The sequence below is a fragment of the Stenotrophomonas sp. TWI700 genome (genome assembly GCF_039673645.1).
Lineage (GTDB): Bacteria > Pseudomonadota > Gammaproteobacteria > Xanthomonadales > Xanthomonadaceae > Stenotrophomonas > Stenotrophomonas maltophilia_AA.
The window spans coordinates 24863-40957 of record NZ_JBDJMB010000024.1; the positions used below are offsets into that span (position 1 = coordinate 24863).

Sequence of the window (16095 nt, forward strand, 5' to 3'; positions counted from 1 at the left end):
GGAAGCGAACATTAATGCAATGTTATATTATTTCTTTTGTTGGCACCCATCCCCTCGGCGAGCGACCTCTGTCCGCTTGCCCTACCCCTGTCCTCACGGCTACTGAAAGGCACAACTAGATGAGAACCAAGGCAATGGTGTCCGCCGTGCTGGCGACCCTGTGCGCCGGCGAAGCGCGCGCGCAATCCAGCGATGCGGCAATCACCCTGGGCAGCGTGCACGTGCGGGAAGGCTCCCGCCGTCCCCTCGCCGCGAACCGCGTGCTGACCTCGGTGGATGTGATGGGCGGCGACCAGGTGCATGAGAAGAACGTCTCCAACAGCTGGGAACTGCTCGGCCAGATGCCGGGCATGCAATTGACCGAAACCCGCCAGGGCGCGGAGTCCGGCAAGGCCACCTTCCGCGCGTTCAATGGCGAGGGCTACCTCAACGGCATCAAGATCCTGATCGACGGGATTCCCAGCAACGTCAACAGCGGCAACCAGCGCTTCATCGACATGGTGTTTCCGCTGGACATCGACTACATCGAGGTCGTGCGCGGCACCAACGACCCGCGCTACGGCCTGCACAACATCGGCGGCAACATCAATCTCGGCACCCGCCAGGGCGGTACCTACACCGATGCGCGGCTCACGTATGGCAGCTACAACACCCGCGAAGCGCAGGTCGCGATCGGACGCGAAGCCAACGGTGTCGCGCAGAACTACTTCCTGGCCTCGCAGGCCTCCGACGGCTACCGCGACCACGACCGTTCGAAGAAGTACTCGCTGGGCGGCAAGTGGTTCTACAGCGGTGACGGTGACCTGTTCAACCTCGGTCTGATCGCGCGCGTGTACCACCACGAGGCGGACGAGCCCGGTTTCATGACCGCCGATGAGTTGGCCACGGACCGCCGAGGATCCGCACTCAAGAATGCCAACGACGTCGACGACCGCGACATGCGCCATCTCAGCACCCATCTGGATCTGCAGCTCAGCGATACGGTGCACGTCAGCAACAAGCTGTACTACAACCGCTACGAGGACGACCGGCAGGTGACGTTCACCGGTTACGTGCCCGGCAACGCACCGCGCCAGCGCCGCCAGTGGGATGAGAAACAGACGGGCCTGCTCAGCACGCTGACGTGGGCAGCCACGCCTGCGCTGACGGTCGAGAGCGGTCTCAATGCCGAGCACCAGGGCAACTCCTACCGTCGCCTGCGCTATGCCCAGTCCGTTCCCACCGATTTCTCGACCCCGGCGCGGATCCAGAACGATGACCGCTACACGCTGGACAACCTCGGTGCGTACGTACAGGCCGTGTACCAGCCCACGCCTGCGTTGAAAATCGTGCCGGCCTACCGCGTCGACCGCTTCTCCGGCAGCACCCGCCTGCCGGGTGGCATCACCGCCCCGCTGCAGCGCTACGGCACCATCGAACAGCCCAAGCTGAGCGTGGTCTATGCGATCACCCCCGCGCTCAACGTCTATGCCAACTGGGGCAGGACGTTCCAGGTACTGACCGGTTCCACCGCACCGGCCTACCTCACCGCCGGCCAGGACACGTTCCGGCCCTCGATCAATACCGGCAAGGAAGTGGGCATCAAGTTCACCCCGGCCGTCGGCACCGACGCGCGCATCGCGGTGTGGCGCCAGGACGCGACCGACGAAGTCGCCAACATGCCGGCCACCGGCACCTCGGTCGGCCTCGGCCAGACCCGTCGCGAAGGCGTCGATCTGCAGTTCAGCTCGCGGCTGGGCGACCACTGGACGCTGTGGGCCTCGCACGCGATCCAGCAGGCCAAGGTGGTCCGCGCGTTCACCACCGACGGCACCGCCCTCGCCGGCAACGAGGTCATCGCCACGCCGCGCTACATCAGCAACCTCGGGCTCGACTACCGCAGCAACGAACGCTGGAGCTTCGGGCTGCAGGGCCGGATGCAGGGCGATTACTACATTGAAGAGCGCAACACGCAGGGAAAATTCGGCGCCTTCGCGGTGCTCGATGCCAGCGCGTCGTACCAGCTTTCCGAGCGGCTGAGTGTCGATGTGCAGGTCAAGAACCTGACCGGCCGCGACTACGCCTATGCGTGGTACGACACCTTCTTCTGGGGCGGCGATGACCAGCCGATGTTCTCGCCGGCACCGGGGCGCTCGGCGTACGTGTCATTGAACCTGAAACTCTAGGGCAGCCCTGCCCTCACATCCGTTCGCCGGGCAGCCGGCTGGCCTGCTGTACCCAGGCACGGAACTGCGCTTCGTCCAGCGGCACGCCTTCCTCGATATGCAGGTAGCGCGTGTCCTGGCTTTTGGAGGCGACCGGCGGGACCGGCTGCAGTGCCTTCCCCCGGAAGAACGCGACCTTGATGTAGTGGGTGAAGCAATGCAGGCTCAGGAACCAGCCATCGCCTTCGATCCCGTACAGCGGCGAGTTCCATTTGACCGCCTTGTGCACCCCCGGGACGGTGGCCACGATCAGCGCATCCAGCCGTTCACCCACTGCACGCTTCCAGCCGGGCATGGCCGCGATATAGGCCTGCACCGGGCCATCGCCCTCGCCTTTGGGAATCTGCGGGTTGCCGCCTGACAGCAACCGCGGTTCGCCGTCAGCGATCGAGGGCTTTCCCTTGTCAGCTGACGCTCGTGGACCGTTCGACGCCATGGTGCCGTTCCTCTGGAGACCCACAGGCGTTATAGACCGCGCCGGGCCTGGCGGCAACGCGCCACACGCGGCCGCCCCGGCTCAGATCCAGCGCTGGTCCAGCAGTTCGCGCTTGATGTAGGCGTAGAACACCGGCGCTGCGACCAGGCCCGGCAGCCCGAAGGCGGCTTCCATCACCAGCATCGCCAGCAGCAGCTCCCACGCCCGCGCCTGGATCTCCCCTCCGACGATGCGCGCGTTGAGGAAATACTCCAGCTTGTGGATGACCACCAGGTACAGCAGTGCGACCACGGCGACATAGAAGGACACCGACAGCGCCACGATGGTGATGACGGTGTTGGAGATGATGTTGCCCACCACCGGCAGCAGGCCGGCCAGGAAGGTGATCAGCACCAGTGTCTTGGACAGCGGCAGGTGTACGCCGAACAGCGGCAGCACCCCGAGCAGGAAGATGGCGGTGAACAGCGTATTGAGCAGGGAGATCTTCACCTGCGCGAACACCACCTGGCGGAAGGCCGTGGCCAGGCGGCTGGTGCGGCCGATCAGCTCGCGCGCCAGCGGCCCCATTTTCGGCAGCGGCAGCTCGTCGTAGAGCGCGATCATCGCGCCCAGCACCATGCCGATCAGGATCCGCACGCTGATCTGCACCGCCGAGGTGCCGGCGATGCCCAGCTGCTGGCGGTGGGTGGCGGCCCAGTCGTTCATGGCCGTGCGCAGCGCCTGCAGGTCTTCGGGGATGTACGGCTGCAGCAGGTCCGGCACCTGGTGGCGGGAGGTATTGAGGATGTCCATCAGCCGCATCAGCAGCGCATCCGGCCCACCGGTTTCATTGCGGAAAAACGAGGCGATGCCGATCGCCGCCAGCGTCAGTGCACCGATGATCAGCGCCGACAGCACGATCACCGAATAGGCCCGTGCGCGCCCCGGCGGCAGCTTGCCTTCGACGGTGGAGGCCAGCAGGTGGGTCAGGTGAAACACCAGCAGGCCCGACAGCAAGGTCACCACCAGGCCCAGCTTCAGGGTCAGCCACATGCCGAGCAGGATCAGCACCCAGGCCGCGATGCGGGCGGTGGGCGGCGTGGGCAACGCGGGGATCACTAGGGACATGCGGGCGCATCCTGACGGGTGGCCCATGGTAGTGGATGTGGTGCGGGCGCAGCCGTCGAGCCCCGCAGCATCAAGCTGAAATCCAGCGTCTGCTGAAGCGGCACATCGACACGTTCGATGATGGCGAGCAGCAGGTTGACCGCGCGGGAACCGATCTCCCGCATCGGTTGCCGGATGGTCGTCAACGGCGGCGTGAGATACCGCGACGATGCCAAGTCGTCGAAGCCGACGACGGACAGATCACCCGGCACCCGGATGCCCAGATCCCGGCAGGCCGCCAGGACGCCCAGCGCCATCTGGTCGCTGAAGCAAAACACCGCGGTCGGCATCGGCGCGCGGGCCAGCAGCGCCATGCCCGCCGCATGGCCGGATTCCACGGAAAAGTCGCCCGGCACCACGCCCAGCTGGCGCAGGCGGCCGCGCGCCCTGCCGGCGGCCCGGACCCCTTCGAGCCGTTGCTGGTGGAGGGGATTGTCGGGCGGCCCGCCCACCACGGCGATCCGTTCGTGCCCCAGTCCATACAGGTGGTCCATCACGGCGCGCGCGGCGGCGGCGTTGTCGATGTGGACACTGGGAATGCCGAGCGCAGGATCGAACTCGCATCCATTGACCACCGGCGCAGCGGCGCCCAGCTGCTGGACGATCGCACGCGCCGTCGGCGGAAGGCGATGCCCCAGTACGATCAGACCGTCGGCCTCGTTGCGCCGGAGCATCTGCGCGTAGCGCTCCTCGCGGTCGGGTTGATGCTGGGTATCACCGAGCAGGACGGCGTAGCCAACGGCCTGCGCGGCGTCCTCCGCACCCTGCAGGATCTGGGCGAAGAACGGATTGGCGATGTCCGGGACGGTGACCAGGATCTTGCCGCTGCGCTGGGTCTTGAGCGTGCGGGCAACCGTGTTGGGCACATAGCCGAGTGCGGCGGCCGCCTGCTCGATGCGGGTACGCGTGGCCGGCAGGACCTTCTCCGGCCGGGACAGCGCCCGCGACACCGTGCCGGCGGAGACGCCAACGTGTTTTGCGATGTCGTAGATGGTTGCCATGGCGTTAGTGTTTCTGTCCGCTGTGCACTGCACAACGCGTCCTGCGAAAGCCCCTGCTAGGATAATGCAATCGATTGCATCGAGGATGAATCACGTTGAAGACGCTCAAGGGTCCAGCGCTGTTCCTGGCGCAGTTCATCGGCGACACACCTCCATTCGATCGGCTGGACACGCTGGCCGAGTGGGCCGCGGGGCTGGGCTATTCTGGCGTACAAGTGCCCACCAGCGCGCCCCACCTGTTCGATCTGGCCGAGGCGGCCCGCAGCCAGGCCTACTGCGACGACGTCGCCGGCATGCTGACCGGCCATGGTGTGCAGATCACCGAGCTGTCCACCCACCTGCAAGGGCAGCTGGTCGCCGTCCATCCCGCCTACGACAGCCTGTTCGACGGATTCGCGCCGCCCGACAAGCGCGGCGATCCGGCCGCCCGCCAGGCCTGGGCGGTGGAGCAGCTGCTGCTGGCCGCCAAGGCCAGCCAGCGCCTGGGACTGACAGCGCATGCCACGTTCTCCGGCGCGCTGGCCTGGCCTTATTTCTATCCGTGGCCGCAACGCCCGCCCGGGCTGGTGGAAGAAGCCTTCGCCGAACTCGGCCGTCGCTGGCGCCCCATCCTGGATGCCTTCGACGCCTGCGGCGTGGACCTGTGCTTTGAGATCCACCCGGGCGAGGACCTGCATGACGGCGCGACCTTCGAGCGCTTCCTCGACGTGGTGGACCACCACCCCCGCGCAAAGATCCTGTACGACCCCAGCCACCTGCTGCTGCAGCAGATGGACTATCTGGGCTTCATCGACCGCTATCACGACCGTATCGGCATCTTCCACGTCAAGGACGCGGAGTACCGCACCAGTGCGCGCAGTGGCGTCTATGGCGGCTACCAGGACTGGATCGATCGTCCGGGGCGGTTCCGCTCGCTCGGTGATGGGCAGATCGACTTCAAGGCGATCTTCTCGAAGTTCGCGCAGTACGACTTCCCGGGCTGGGCGGTGCTGGAGTGGGAGTGCTGCCTGAAGCACCCGGAAGACGGCGCACGGGAGGGCGCCGCCTTCATCCGCGACCACATCATCCACGTGACCGAGCGCGCCTTCGACGACTTTGCCGACAGCGGCACCGATCCTGGATCCCTGCGCCGCATGCTGGGGATCTGAGCCATCACTGCCTGGGAGGGCAAGCCATGACGCACACCATGTCGCGCTTGGGCGCGATGATGTTTCTGCAGTTCTTCATCTGGGGGGCATGGTTCGTCACCCTGGGGACGTACCTGGTGCAGGGGCCGTTGCAGGCCAGCGCGAGCCAGGTAGCGACGGCGTTCCTCAGCCAATCGATCGGTGCCATCGTCGCGCCTTTCCTGGTCGGCCTGATCGCGGATCGCTACTTCGCGGCGCAGCGCATCCTCGCGGTGCTGCACCTCGCCGGTGCAGCGCTGATGTGGCTGGCGTCCACGGCGACGGACTTCAGCACCTTCTCCGCCTATGTCATGGGGTACATGCTGCTGTTCATGCCGACGCTGGCGCTGGCCAACAGCGTTGCGATGCGGCACATGCACTCGCCTGAGAAACACTTCCCGCTGGTGCGGGTGGCCGGCAGCGTCGGCTGGATCGTGGCGGGCGTGCTGATCGGCTGGCTGGGCTGGGAACAGGCGCATCGGCTGGAGCTGACGTTCCAGATGGCTGCGATGGCATCGCTGGCGCTGGGCCTGTATGCGTTCACGCTGCCGCACACGCCGCCGCTGGCGCAACAGCGCGACGCCGGGCTGGGGCAGATCCTGGGCCTGGATTCGCTGCGGCTGCTGAAGTCGCGCTCGTATCTGGTGTTCTTCCTGGCATCCATCGCCATCTGCATCCCGCTGTCGTTCTATTACAACTTCACCAACCCGTACCTCAACGACCTGGGCGTGCGCGGCGCGGCCGGCCTGCAATCGCTTGGACAGGTCTCCGAAGTCCTGCTGATGCTGGCGATGCCGTTCCTGTTCGTGCGGCTGGGGGTCAAGACGATGCTGGCGGTCGGCATGGCCGCATGGGTGGTGCGCTACGCCATGTTCGCCTTTGGCGATGCGGGCGGCGGCTTCTCCCTGCTGGTGATCGGCATCGTGCTGCACGGCATCTGCTACGACTTCTTCTTCGTCACCGGCCAGATCTACACCGATGCGCATGCCGGCCCCGCCGCGCGCAGCAGCGCGCAGGGGTTCATCACCCTGGCCACTTACGGCGTGGGCATGTTGATCGGCACGTTCCTGTCCGGCGCTGTGGTCGAGCACTACACCACGGCCGCAGGCCCGGACTGGCAACGGATCTGGCTGTTCCCGGCCGGCGTCGCGCTGGTCGTGCTGATCGCCTTCCTGCTGCTGTTCCGCGACCGGCCGGTGCTTGCCGCCGCGCCCACCACGCACTGAGGAGCCCACCCGATGCGCAAGCTTGGAATCGCCATTGTGGGCGCGGGCATGATCGGCGCCGTGCATCGTCGCGCGGCGCTGCTGGCCGGCGCGGATGTCCGCGGCGTGGTCGCCTCTTCGCCGCAACGCGCACAAGAGGTGGCGCAGTCGTGGAATGTCCCGCACGCCTATCGGGATATCGAGGACGTGGTCGCCGATCCCCAGGTGCAGGTCGTGCACATCTGTACGCCCAATCACCTGCACCGCCCGATGGCGCAGGCCGCACTGGAAGCCGGCAAACACGTGATCTGCGAGAAGCCGCTGGCGACAACGCTGGAAGACGCCGAGGCCCTGGCGGCATTGGCCGCCTCGACCGGGCTGGTCGCCACGGTGCCTTTCGTTTACCGCTACCACCCGGTGGTCCGCGAGGCACGCGCACGCATCGCGCAGGGCGAGCTGGGGCCGCTGCACCTGATCCACGGCAGCTACCTGCAGGACTGGCTGCTGGACCCCGCCAGCAACAACTGGCGCGTGGACCCGGCGCTGGGCGGCGCCTCGCGCGTGTTCGCCGACATCGGCTCGCACTGGTGCGACCTGGTGGAATGGGTCAGCGGCGAGCGTTTCGTCGACGTCAGCGCGGCCTTCGCCACGGTGATCGCCGAGCGCGGTGCCGTGGGCGGGCAGAGCTTCACCACGCCAGCGGGGGGCGGCGCGATGCAGGCGGTAACCAGCGAGGACGTGGCGGCAGCGATGTTCAGGACCGGTGCGGGTACGCTGGCGTCATTGACGGTCAGCCAGGTCTCTGCCGGACGCCACAATCGCCTCTGGTTCGAGATCGATGGCGCCAGGTCCAGCGTGGCATTCAACCAGGAGGGCGCCGAGCGGCTGTGGATCGGCCTGCCCGACCAGCGCGAGGAGACCTTCGTGCGTGGGCCGGGGGCCGGCAGTGCCGAACAGCGCCGGCTGTCCGTATTGCCGGCCGGGCACGCGCAGGGCTACGGCCATTGCTTCGAGGCGTTCGTCGCCGACACCTATCGCGCCATCGAAGGCGAGCGGCCGCAGGGCCTGCCCACCTTCGAAGACGGACTGCGCTCGGCGCGGATCGTAGACCGCGTCATCGCATCGGCCAGGACACGTGCCTGGACCACCATCGGCTGAATCCCGGGAGACTCTCTTGATGAACACCTCTGTTCGCGGAACTGTAATCCTCGCTCTGCTGCTCGCTGCCCTGCCCGCCTTCGCGCACGACATCGTCACCCCGCAGAAGCCCATCGCCGTGCAGATGTACACACTGCGCAACGCCGGCTCGCTCGACCAGCAGTTGAAGATCGTCCATGACGCGGGCGTGGGTGCGGTGGAAACGGTGGGCACGCAGGGCGTCAGCGCCGCCGAACTCAAGCAGCTGCTGGACAGGTATTCGATCAGGGCGATTTCGTCCCACGTGCAACTGGCCGAGCTGCGCAGGGACCTGGACGGCGTGGTGGCGTTCAACCGGTCGATCGGCAACACGACGCTGGTGGTGCCCTACCTGGACGAAAAGGATCGACCCACCGATGCCGCAGGCTGGACCGCACTGGGCCGGGAACTCGGCGGAATCGCGAGGCAGGCACGGGCCAAGGGCATGCAGCTGGCCTACCACAACCACGACTTCGAGCTGGTCGACTTCAACGGCAGGACAGGGTTGGAACTGCTGTTCGCGGCCGCCGGACCCGATCTGCTGACCGAGCTGGACCTGGCCTGGGTCGCGCGTGCGGGCCATGACCCGGCGGCCATGCTGGCGACATTCCGCGGCCGCCTGTTCGCGGTGCACGCCAAGGACAATGCACCCAAGGGCCAGGCCGAAGACGAGGGCGGTTTCGCCGCCGTCGGCCAGGGCGTGCTGGACTGGAACGCGATCCTGCCGGCCGCGGCGGATGCCGGGGTGCGGTGGTACATCATCGAACACGACCAGCCGCGTGATCCGGCCAAGGTCATCCAGGCCGGGGCGGACTACCTGCGCAGACACCTGACTGCCCGCCTGCCCGCCAGCGCACCGCGCCAGCCAGCAAAGGAGTAATGCTTGAATACGCGTTTCAGACTGATCCCGATCCTCGCCGTACTGGCATCGAGTGCGCTGCTTGCCCCTGAGGCGTGGTCCAAGGACGACCCCGCGGCCGGCGCGACCCTCTACGCAACCCACTGCACGGCCTGCCACGGCGCCGAGCGCGCCGGTGTACCGCCGACGTTCCCCGCGCTCACCGACGTCGCCAAGCGGCTGCAGCCGGCGCAGATCAAGGAGAAGATCAGCAAGGGCGGCGGGTTGATGCCGCCGTTTCCACAGCTGTCGCCCCAGGAGATCGACGATATCGCCAGTTACCTGGCGCACTAGGCTACCGGCGCCGGCAGCCGTTTCGTGTCGGCGCTACAGCTCGCGCACCCAGATGTTGCGGTAGCTGACCCTGGAATCGTGCTCCTGCAGGTAGATCGGCGCGCACGCATGCGGCGCGTACGACGGCGCACCGATGTATTCGGTCTTGCCTGCCAGCACGGTGTCGTCCTGCACCAGCACGCCGTTGTGCAGCACGGTGATGCGGGCGGGCGAGGTGAGCCCGCCGCCCGGCGAGAAGCGCGGTGCCTTCCAGAGGATGTCGTAGGCCTGCCACTCGCCCGGCGCACGCGAGGCGTTCACCAGCGGCATGGCCTGTTTGTAGAGCGAGGCGGCCTGGCCATTGGCATAGGTCGGATTGTTGTAACTGTCGAGCACCTGCAGCTCATACAACTCCTGCAGGAAGATGCCACTGTTGCCCCGATCCTGGCCGTCGAAGCCCTTGGTCGCGATGGGCGAGCGCCATTCGACGTGCAGCTGGATGTCGCAGAAGCGCTGTTTCGTGCGGATGCCCTTGCTGCCCGGCACCACGGTCAGCGCACCGTCGGCGACGCTCCAGGGCACGCGCCCACCCTGCTCCGCCTCCCAGGCAGAAACATCCCTGCCATCGAACAGCACGATCGCGTCGGAGGGCGCGCGGCCCGGCGGCGTGGCCACGCTCGCGGGCACGGGGGTCCACACCTCGGTCTTCGTTGGATCGCGCGCGGGATCGGCACCGGCCTGCGCGAACGCCGGTGCAGCGGCCAGCACACCGGCGGCGATCAATAGAGGCGTGATCTTCATGGCGTGATCCATCAGCTGGTCCCCCAGGCAGGCGTACCGGGAACATAGGCGAGGTCGCCGTCGTAGCGACCCGGCACGGCGACGTAGCGCAGGACCTCGGTTGCGCCGACCTTGGAGGTGAAGAAACCGAAGATGGTCAGCTGCTTGAACATCGTGAAGTAATGCGGCATTGCTTCGCCTTCTTCGGCGGTGCCGGTCTCGGTGACCTCGACTGCGTGTTTCCTGGCCTCAGCATCCAGCGCGCGCAGCAGTTCGGTGCGGGCCTGCGGCGCAAGTGAAACGAAGCGACCGCCCGCGCGTTTGTCGATATCGGCCAGGCCGGCGCGGAACGTCGCCTGCTGCCGAGCGGTGTAGCAGTCGCTGACGAACGTCGCCATGAACGCACCGGCGCCTGCGTCTTTCGCCCCCGGCGTTTTCGTCCGCGGCAGGATGGTCTCGGCGATCTCGTCCAGCGTGCCGACATCCGCGTCGGAGAACGGCGTCTTCGGCCCTGCGGGAGGAGCCTGTGCCTGACCGAGCGCGGGCAGGCCGATCATCGCCGCACCGGTGGCGGCGACGATCATCTTCAGCAGTTCGCGGCGGTCCATCAGAGATTCCCCGCTTTCAGTTCGCGCACAGCGTGGTCGGCTGCCCGCGCGGTCAGCGCCATATAGGTCAGCGACGGATTCACGCACGCGCTGGAGGTCATGCAGGCGCCGTCGGTGACATAGACGTTGGGCGCATCCCATACCTGGTTGTGCTGGTTCAGCACGGAGTTCCTGCGGTCACGCCCCATGCGCGCGGTGCCCATTTCATGGATGCCCTTGCCCGGGGCATAGTCGTTGTCGTGCATCTCCACGTCCTTGACGCCGGCGGCTTCCAGCATCTCGGCGGCATCGGCGGCCATGTCCTTGCGCATGGCCAGCTCGTTGGCGCGCATGGATACATCCATCGCCAGCACCGGCAGTCCCCACTTGTCCTCGCGGTCCCGGTCGAGGCGGATCGTGTTGTCGTGGTGCGGCAGCATCTCGCCGAACCCGGTCATGCCGATGCGCCAGTCGCCGGGTACGGTCAGCGCCTCCTTCAGGTCGGCACCGATGTTCAGCTCGGCGATCTCGCGCGACCACCCGTTGCGGCTCGCGCCGCCCTGATAACCGAAGCCACGCATGTAGCCGCGCTTTTCCTCGGCGACGTTGCGGAAACGGGGAATGTAGAAGCCGCAGGGACGCCGGCCGAAGTAGTACTTGTCCTCAAAGCCCTCGACCCGGCCGGAGGCACCCGCACCGAAATGGTGGTCCATCACGTTGTGCCCCAGCTCGCCCGACGCAGAGCCCAGCCCGCCTTCCCAGACATCGGTGGCCGAGTTCATCAACAGCCAGGTCGAGTTGAAGGAGGATGCGTTGAGGAAGATCACCTTGGCCGTGTACTGGTAGGTCTGCCCGGTCTCGGCATCGATGACTTCCACGCCGCGCGCACGCTTGCGGTCCTTGTCGTAGAGCACTTCCTTGACGATCGAGAAGGGGCGCAGGGTCAGGTTGCCGGTCTTCATGGCGGCCGGCAGCGTCGCCGACTGGGTCGAGAAGTAGGCGCCGAAGGGGCAGCCCAGGATGCACTTGTTGCGGTACTGGCAGTTGACACGCCCCTGCTCGGGCATGGGCTGGGTGATGTTGGCGGTGCGCGAGTGGATCATGTGCCGGGTGCCGCCGAAGGCCTTTTTGATCCGCGCGGCCACGTCCTTTTCGACGATGTTCAACGGGATCGGCGGCAGGAACTCGCCGTCCGGCAACACATCCAACCCTTCGCGCGTGCCAGCGATGCCGGCGAACTTCTCCACGTAGTCGTACCACGGCGCGATGTCGGCGTAGCGGATAGGCCAGTCGGTAGCGATGCCCTCCTTGAGATTCGCTTCGAAATCCAGATCGGAGAAGCGATAGCTCTGCCGGCCCCACATCAGCGAGCGCCCCCCGACGTGGTAGCCGCGGAACCAGTCGAACCGTTTGGTCTCGATGTAGGGCGATTCCTGTTCGTCGGCCCACATCCCCTGCAGGTTCTCGGCCAGCGCGTAGTCGCGCATCAGTACCGGGAACGCGGCCTTCATCGCCTGGGTTGGCCGGTTACGATGCGGGAAGTCCCACGGCTCCTTCATCGCGTTGACGTAGTCCTTCACGTGCTCGATGTTGCGTCCCCGTTCCAGCATCAGGACTTTGAGGCCCTTCTCGGTCAGCTCCTTTGCCGCCCAACCGCCACTGATTCCCGAGCCAACAACGATGGCGTCGTAATGATTGTCTGCCATGGATCTCTCACCTGGTGGATATCGTTTCAGACGTCGCAGAGGCGGATCGCCTCGCGCAGCGAGCCGACGGGATCTGGCGCCGCAGGCATGAATTCCTGCGCCAGATACCCATCGAAACCGGTGTCGCGGATCGCGCGACAGATGGCCGGATAGTTCAGTTCCTGCTGATCCCCGATCTCGTGCCGGCCAGGCACGCCCGCGGTGTGGTAGTGCTTGAAGTACGCGTGATGCCTGCCGATGGTGGCGATGATGTCGCCCTCCATGATCTGCATGTGGTAGATGTCGTAGAGCAGGCCGAAATGATCCGAGCCGATCCGTTGGCACAGCTCGACGCCCCAGGCGGAGGTGTCGCAGAGGTAGTCGGGATGATCGACCCTGGAGTTCAGCAACTCCATCACCAGTACGACGTTGCGTTTCTCGGCGTGCCGGAGGATGCGCTTGAGCCCCGCTTCGGCATGGGCCATGCCTTGCTCGGGGTCCATGCCATTGCGATTGCCGGAGAAGCAGATGAGGTTGCGGTAGCCGGCATCGGCGACCAGATCGATGTGCCGCGTGTAGCGCTCCACCAGTTGGTCGTGGAACTCGCGGCCGGCAAAGCCCTTGGTCAGGCCCAGCTCCGCGCCGTTGCACATCGAGCTGTCCACGCCATGGGCCTTCAGCGTGGGCCAGTCCTCCGGGCCGACCAGATCAATGGCGGCGAATCCGATCTCCTGCACCGTCCTGCACAGCTGGGCAACCGACTGCTGCGGAAAGGTCCAACGGGCGACGGCGTGCTTCAGGTTGCCCTTGAGCGGCGCGGCGGCGGCAAACGCCGGCAGCACGCCCGCAGCACCCAGCCCAAGGCTCGCGGCGGCCGCCAGGCGCAGTGCATCACGCCGCGTGAGCCCCGGCCCCGATGACGGCGCCGGTCTGATCGAATGGATGGACATCCGTCTTCCGGCCTCCCAACCGGTATCAAACGTTGACGATCCGCTGCAATGCAATCGATTGCACCATAGAGGAGGACATCGTTTTTTTGCAAGACGCGGTGCACGAAAACGCATGTTGCGGGGCACAACGCGCGTACTGCCTGTCGCCGCGTGCGTGCGATGGGAGGGCCGCGTGCCGCGCAATCGCGTTCACCCGGCTGCGGGAGATCAGCACCGCCTCGCGGCAGGCATCCACTCATCGCCGGCGATGCATCGCCTGGCGCAGCTGCTCGCGCGCCTCCGGGTCGGCCTCGATCATGCGCCGCAGCGAGCGATAGACATACGCGCGACAGAGGCCCGGCCAGGCGACCAGCAGATAGACCGCGCCGGCGATCAGCCACGCATTCGGTGCCTGCTTCATCAGGCCGGTATGACCACCGGTCGCGGCCACTGCCAGGATGACCAGCAGCACCCAGCGGAACCAGCGCCAGAATCGCATCCCCCAGTCGACATTGAGCACGTGCTTGAGTTCCTGGTCGGTCAGTCGCATGCCGTCACTCCTTCCTTGAGCAATGACCCATCGTGCCACGACCAGAGATAGAAGACCGGCGTCAGACAAGCAGGAACCCGAACGTCCCGTGCAGAAAAGAAAAACCCCAGCAAGCACGGGGGCTTACCGGGGTTTCATCTGCATCCGTAAAAATCAGAAATCAGAACGGAATGTCGTCATCAGCGAAGTCGTCCATCGGCGGCGCCGACTGCTGCGGGGCCTGCTGCTGCGGGCGCTGCTGGCCGTAGCCACCACCACCGCCGCCGCGCTGACCACCACCACCGCCGCCACCACCACCGCCGTACTCCTGGCGCGGCGCCTGCTGGCGCTGCGGACGTTCGCCGCCAGCACCACCGCCGCCACCGCCGCCTTCACGGCCGCCGAGCATCTGCATCTCATCGGCGATGATGTCGGTGGAGTACTTCTCCACGCCGTCCTGGCCGGTGTACTTGTCGTAACGCAGGCTGCCTTCGACATAGACCGAGCTGCCCTTGCGCAGGTATTCACCGGCGATTTCGCCGAGCTTGCCGAAGAACACCACGCGGTGCCATTCGGTGCGCTCCTGCTGGTTGCCATCCTTGTCCTTGCGGACGCTGGTGGTGGCCAGGCTGATGCGGGTGATCGCCATACCGCCCTGGGTGTACTTCACGTCCGGGTCGTTGCCGAGGTTGCCGACCAGGATGACTTTATTGATGCCACGCGCCATAGGGTTGCTCTTCCGTTGTCCGAGGGCAGGCCGCAGTCATATCACAGCCCCGGACAGGCTGCAGATACGCGGGGCCGCCCCAGGTGAAATTGGGGGAATCCAGAACGACCCATCTTATCATTGCCATCGTCCCCGGCCCTGTCGGAATTCCGGCCGGAAGCGACCGGAAACCTGCTCGAGCCATATGCCGCAAGGGTGACGGCGGTTGCGCCCGCAGCCCGCCGGCCGCTGGCGCGGGGGCCCTCCCTCCGCCCGGCCCGGCCCTGGCGGCGCATGGCATGATGTCCGTTCACTGTTCCCACGCCTGCAGCAATGACCATCCGCGGTAAAGCCACCTCCCTCGATATCGCCCACCTGGCCGGCGTCTCCCAGCCGACGGTGTCGCGGGCACTGCGCGGCAGCCCGATGGTCAATGCCGAGACCCGGCAGCGGATCCTGGCCATCGCCCGGGAGCTGAACTACAAGGTCGACAAGAACGCCTCCAGCCTGCGCCTGCGCAATGCCGGCACGCTGGCCCTGCTGTTCTTCGAGGACCCGACCAACGACGACTCGCTGATCAACCCGTTCTTCCACGCCATGCTCGGCTCGATCACGCGCGCCTGCGCGCTGCGCGGCTACGACCTGCTGGTCTCCTTCCAGCAGCTGTCCACCGACTGGCAGGCCGATTACGAGGACAGCAACAAGGCCGACGGCATCATCCTGCTCGGCTACGGCGACTACCATGAGTCGCGCGAGCGCCTGCAGCGGCTGGTCGAGCAAGGCACCCATTTCGTGCGCTGGGGGGCGTCCCTGCCCGACCAGCCGGGTGTCTCGATCGGCAGCGACAATTTCCAGGGCGGGTTTGACATCACCGCCCACCTGCTCGACCAGGGCTGCCGCCGGATCGCCTTCGTCGGCCACGCCTCCAGCCACTATCCCGAATTCGAGCAGCGCTATCGCGGCCACGTCGAGGCGATGCGGGTGCGCGGCCTGACCGCCGAGCCTTCATTGCAGCACGATGCGATCACCACCGAGCAGTCCGGCTTCGATGCCTGCCAGGCGCTGTTGGCAGGCGGCGAGCGTATCGATGGGCTGTGCGCGGCCAGCGACCTGATCGCGATCGGCGCGATGCGTGCCCTGCGCGAACATGGGCTGCGTGTCCCGGAGGATGTGGCCGTCACCGGTTTCGATGACATCCCGCTGGCCGCCTCGGTGTCCCCGCCGCTGTCCACCGTGCAGCAGGACACCAAGCAGGCCGGGCACCTGCTGGTGGAAAAGCTGCTGGCACTGATCGAAGGCCAGCCGGTGGAAGGCCAGAGCATCGCGGTGAAGCAGGTGCTGCGGGAATCCTCGCTGCGCGGCTGAGCATTCACC

16 protein-coding genes are annotated in these 16095 nt (G+C 66.4%); 7 read left to right on the plus strand and 9 right to left on the minus strand.

Annotated features, from left to right (window positions below; translation table 11 throughout):
* The first annotated feature begins 119 nt into the window (after positions 1 to 119).
* Positions 120 to 2165 carry a TonB-dependent receptor gene (locus tag ABE473_RS15180; RefSeq protein ID WP_346490067.1) on the plus strand — a complete coding sequence of 682 codons (2046 nt, stop codon included), beginning with the start codon at positions 120 to 122 and terminating at the stop codon, positions 2163 to 2165.
* A 13-nt stretch (positions 2166 to 2178) separates the two neighbouring features.
* On the opposite strand, the gene ABE473_RS15185 is transcribed toward ABE473_RS15180, so the two are convergent.
* The 3 genes from ABE473_RS15185 to ABE473_RS15195 form a co-directional block, all read right to left on the minus strand.
* Positions 2179 to 2640 (minus strand): DUF1801 domain-containing protein, encoded by a 462-nt coding sequence (locus ABE473_RS15185; RefSeq protein ID WP_346490068.1) that lies wholly within the window; start codon positions 2638 to 2640, stop codon positions 2179 to 2181.
* 81 nt (positions 2641 to 2721) lie between these two features.
* Positions 2722 to 3747 (minus strand): AI-2E family transporter, encoded by a 1026-nt coding sequence (locus ABE473_RS15190; protein ID WP_346490069.1) that lies wholly within the window; start codon positions 3745 to 3747, stop codon positions 2722 to 2724.
* Positions 3738 to 4787 (minus strand): LacI family DNA-binding transcriptional regulator, encoded by a 1050-nt coding sequence (locus tag ABE473_RS15195; RefSeq protein WP_346490070.1) that lies wholly within the window; start codon positions 4785 to 4787, stop codon positions 3738 to 3740. Before ABE473_RS15195 ends, ABE473_RS15190 begins: the two co-directional genes overlap by 10 nt.
* Positions 4788 to 4882: 95 nt before the next feature.
* On the opposite strand from ABE473_RS15195, the gene ABE473_RS15200 reads away from it, so the two are divergent.
* Genes ABE473_RS15200 through ABE473_RS15220 form a run of 5 tightly spaced genes read left to right on the plus strand, consistent with a single transcriptional unit; the run spans position 4883 to position 9526 of the window.
* Complete coding sequence (locus ABE473_RS15200) at positions 4883 to 5935, plus strand: sugar phosphate isomerase/epimerase family protein (RefSeq protein ID WP_346490071.1); 1053 nt, start codon at positions 4883 to 4885, stop codon at positions 5933 to 5935.
* A gap of 26 nt (positions 5936 to 5961) precedes the next feature.
* A complete protein-coding gene (locus tag ABE473_RS15205) occupies positions 5962 to 7179 on the plus strand; it encodes a nucleoside permease (RefSeq protein WP_346490072.1) in 1218 nt (405 codons plus the stop codon).
* Between the two features lie 12 nt (positions 7180 to 7191).
* Positions 7192 to 8316: a Gfo/Idh/MocA family oxidoreductase gene (locus tag ABE473_RS15210; protein ID WP_346490073.1), complete on the plus strand. Its 1125-nt coding sequence runs from the start codon at positions 7192 to 7194 to the stop codon at positions 8314 to 8316.
* A gap of 19 nt (positions 8317 to 8335) precedes the next feature.
* A complete protein-coding gene (locus ABE473_RS15215) occupies positions 8336 to 9214 on the plus strand; it encodes a sugar phosphate isomerase/epimerase (protein ID WP_346490074.1) in 879 nt (292 codons plus the stop codon).
* A gap of 21 nt (positions 9215 to 9235) precedes the next feature.
* Positions 9236 to 9526 (plus strand): cytochrome c, encoded by a 291-nt coding sequence (locus ABE473_RS15220; protein ID WP_346490093.1) that lies wholly within the window; start codon positions 9236 to 9238, stop codon positions 9524 to 9526.
* Positions 9527 to 9559: 33 nt separating this feature from the next.
* Here ABE473_RS15220 and ABE473_RS15225 read toward each other — a convergent pair whose 3' ends face one another.
* The 6 genes from ABE473_RS15225 to ABE473_RS15250 all read right to left on the minus strand — a co-directional run bounded on the left by ABE473_RS15225 (position 9560) and on the right by ABE473_RS15250 (position 14742).
* Positions 9560 to 10318 (minus strand): DUF1080 domain-containing protein, encoded by a 759-nt coding sequence (locus ABE473_RS15225; protein WP_346490075.1) that lies wholly within the window; start codon positions 10316 to 10318, stop codon positions 9560 to 9562.
* The gene (locus ABE473_RS15230; RefSeq protein ID WP_346490076.1) at positions 10318 to 10893 is read right to left on the minus strand and encodes a gluconate 2-dehydrogenase subunit 3 family protein; all 576 of its coding nucleotides are present in this window, start codon (positions 10891 to 10893) and stop codon (positions 10318 to 10320) included. The genes ABE473_RS15225 and ABE473_RS15230 overlap by 1 nt, the downstream gene beginning before the upstream one ends.
* On the minus strand, positions 10893 to 12578 hold the full coding sequence (locus ABE473_RS15235; RefSeq protein ID WP_346490077.1) for a GMC family oxidoreductase: 1686 nt from the start codon (positions 12576 to 12578) through the stop codon (positions 10893 to 10895). The genes ABE473_RS15230 and ABE473_RS15235 overlap by 1 nt, the downstream gene beginning before the upstream one ends.
* Before the next feature lie 26 nt (positions 12579 to 12604).
* Positions 12605 to 13507, minus strand: a complete 903-nt coding sequence (locus ABE473_RS15240) for a TIM barrel protein (protein WP_346490078.1) — start codon at positions 13505 to 13507, stop codon at positions 12605 to 12607.
* 235 nt (positions 13508 to 13742) lie between these two features.
* Positions 13743 to 14036: a hypothetical protein gene (locus ABE473_RS15245; RefSeq protein WP_179459535.1), complete on the minus strand. Its 294-nt coding sequence runs from the start codon at positions 14034 to 14036 to the stop codon at positions 13743 to 13745.
* A gap of 160 nt (positions 14037 to 14196) precedes the next feature.
* Entirely contained in the window at positions 14197 to 14742 is a 546-nt protein-coding gene (locus ABE473_RS15250) for a single-stranded DNA-binding protein (RefSeq protein ID WP_346490079.1), read from the minus strand.
* A 312-nt stretch (positions 14743 to 15054) separates the two neighbouring features.
* Between ABE473_RS15250 and ABE473_RS15255 the strand changes: the two genes are divergently transcribed.
* Complete coding sequence (locus ABE473_RS15255; RefSeq protein WP_179459549.1) at positions 15055 to 16086, plus strand: LacI family DNA-binding transcriptional regulator; 1032 nt, start codon at positions 15055 to 15057, stop codon at positions 16084 to 16086.
* Positions 16087 to 16095 lie beyond the last annotated feature (9 nt).

What these genes read in the sequence shown, in the direction of transcription:
- ABE473_RS15180 (WP_346490067.1), top strand. Translation starts at nt 120, where the DNA reads ATGAGAACCAAGGCAATGGTGTCCGCCGTGCTGGCGACCCTGTGCGCC.
- ABE473_RS15185 (WP_346490068.1), bottom strand. Translation starts at nt 2,640, where the DNA reads ATGGCGTCGAACGGTCCACGAGCGTCAGCTGACAAGGGAAAGCCCTCG.
- ABE473_RS15190 (WP_346490069.1), bottom strand. Translation starts at nt 3,747, where the DNA reads ATGTCCCTAGTGATCCCCGCGTTGCCCACGCCGCCCACCGCCCGCATC.
- ABE473_RS15195 (WP_346490070.1), bottom strand. Translation starts at nt 4,787, where the DNA reads ATGGCAACCATCTACGACATCGCAAAACACGTTGGCGTCTCCGCCGGC.
- ABE473_RS15205 (WP_346490072.1), top strand. Translation starts at nt 5,962, where the DNA reads ATGACGCACACCATGTCGCGCTTGGGCGCGATGATGTTTCTGCAGTTC.
- ABE473_RS15210 (WP_346490073.1), top strand. Translation starts at nt 7,192, where the DNA reads ATGCGCAAGCTTGGAATCGCCATTGTGGGCGCGGGCATGATCGGCGCC.
- ABE473_RS15215 (WP_346490074.1), top strand. Translation starts at nt 8,336, where the DNA reads ATGAACACCTCTGTTCGCGGAACTGTAATCCTCGCTCTGCTGCTCGCT.
- ABE473_RS15225 (WP_346490075.1), bottom strand. Translation starts at nt 10,318, where the DNA reads ATGGATCACGCCATGAAGATCACGCCTCTATTGATCGCCGCCGGTGTG.
- ABE473_RS15230 (WP_346490076.1), bottom strand. Translation starts at nt 10,893, where the DNA reads ATGGACCGCCGCGAACTGCTGAAGATGATCGTCGCCGCCACCGGTGCG.
- ABE473_RS15235 (WP_346490077.1), bottom strand. Translation starts at nt 12,578, where the DNA reads ATGGCAGACAATCATTACGACGCCATCGTTGTTGGCTCGGGAATCAGT.
- ABE473_RS15240 (WP_346490078.1), bottom strand. Translation starts at nt 13,507, where the DNA reads ATGTCCATCCATTCGATCAGACCGGCGCCGTCATCGGGGCCGGGGCTC.
- ABE473_RS15245 (WP_179459535.1), bottom strand. Translation starts at nt 14,036, where the DNA reads ATGCGACTGACCGACCAGGAACTCAAGCACGTGCTCAATGTCGACTGG.
- ABE473_RS15250 (WP_346490079.1), bottom strand. Translation starts at nt 14,742, where the DNA reads ATGGCGCGTGGCATCAATAAAGTCATCCTGGTCGGCAACCTCGGCAAC.
- ABE473_RS15255 (WP_179459549.1), top strand. Translation starts at nt 15,055, where the DNA reads ATGACCATCCGCGGTAAAGCCACCTCCCTCGATATCGCCCACCTGGCC.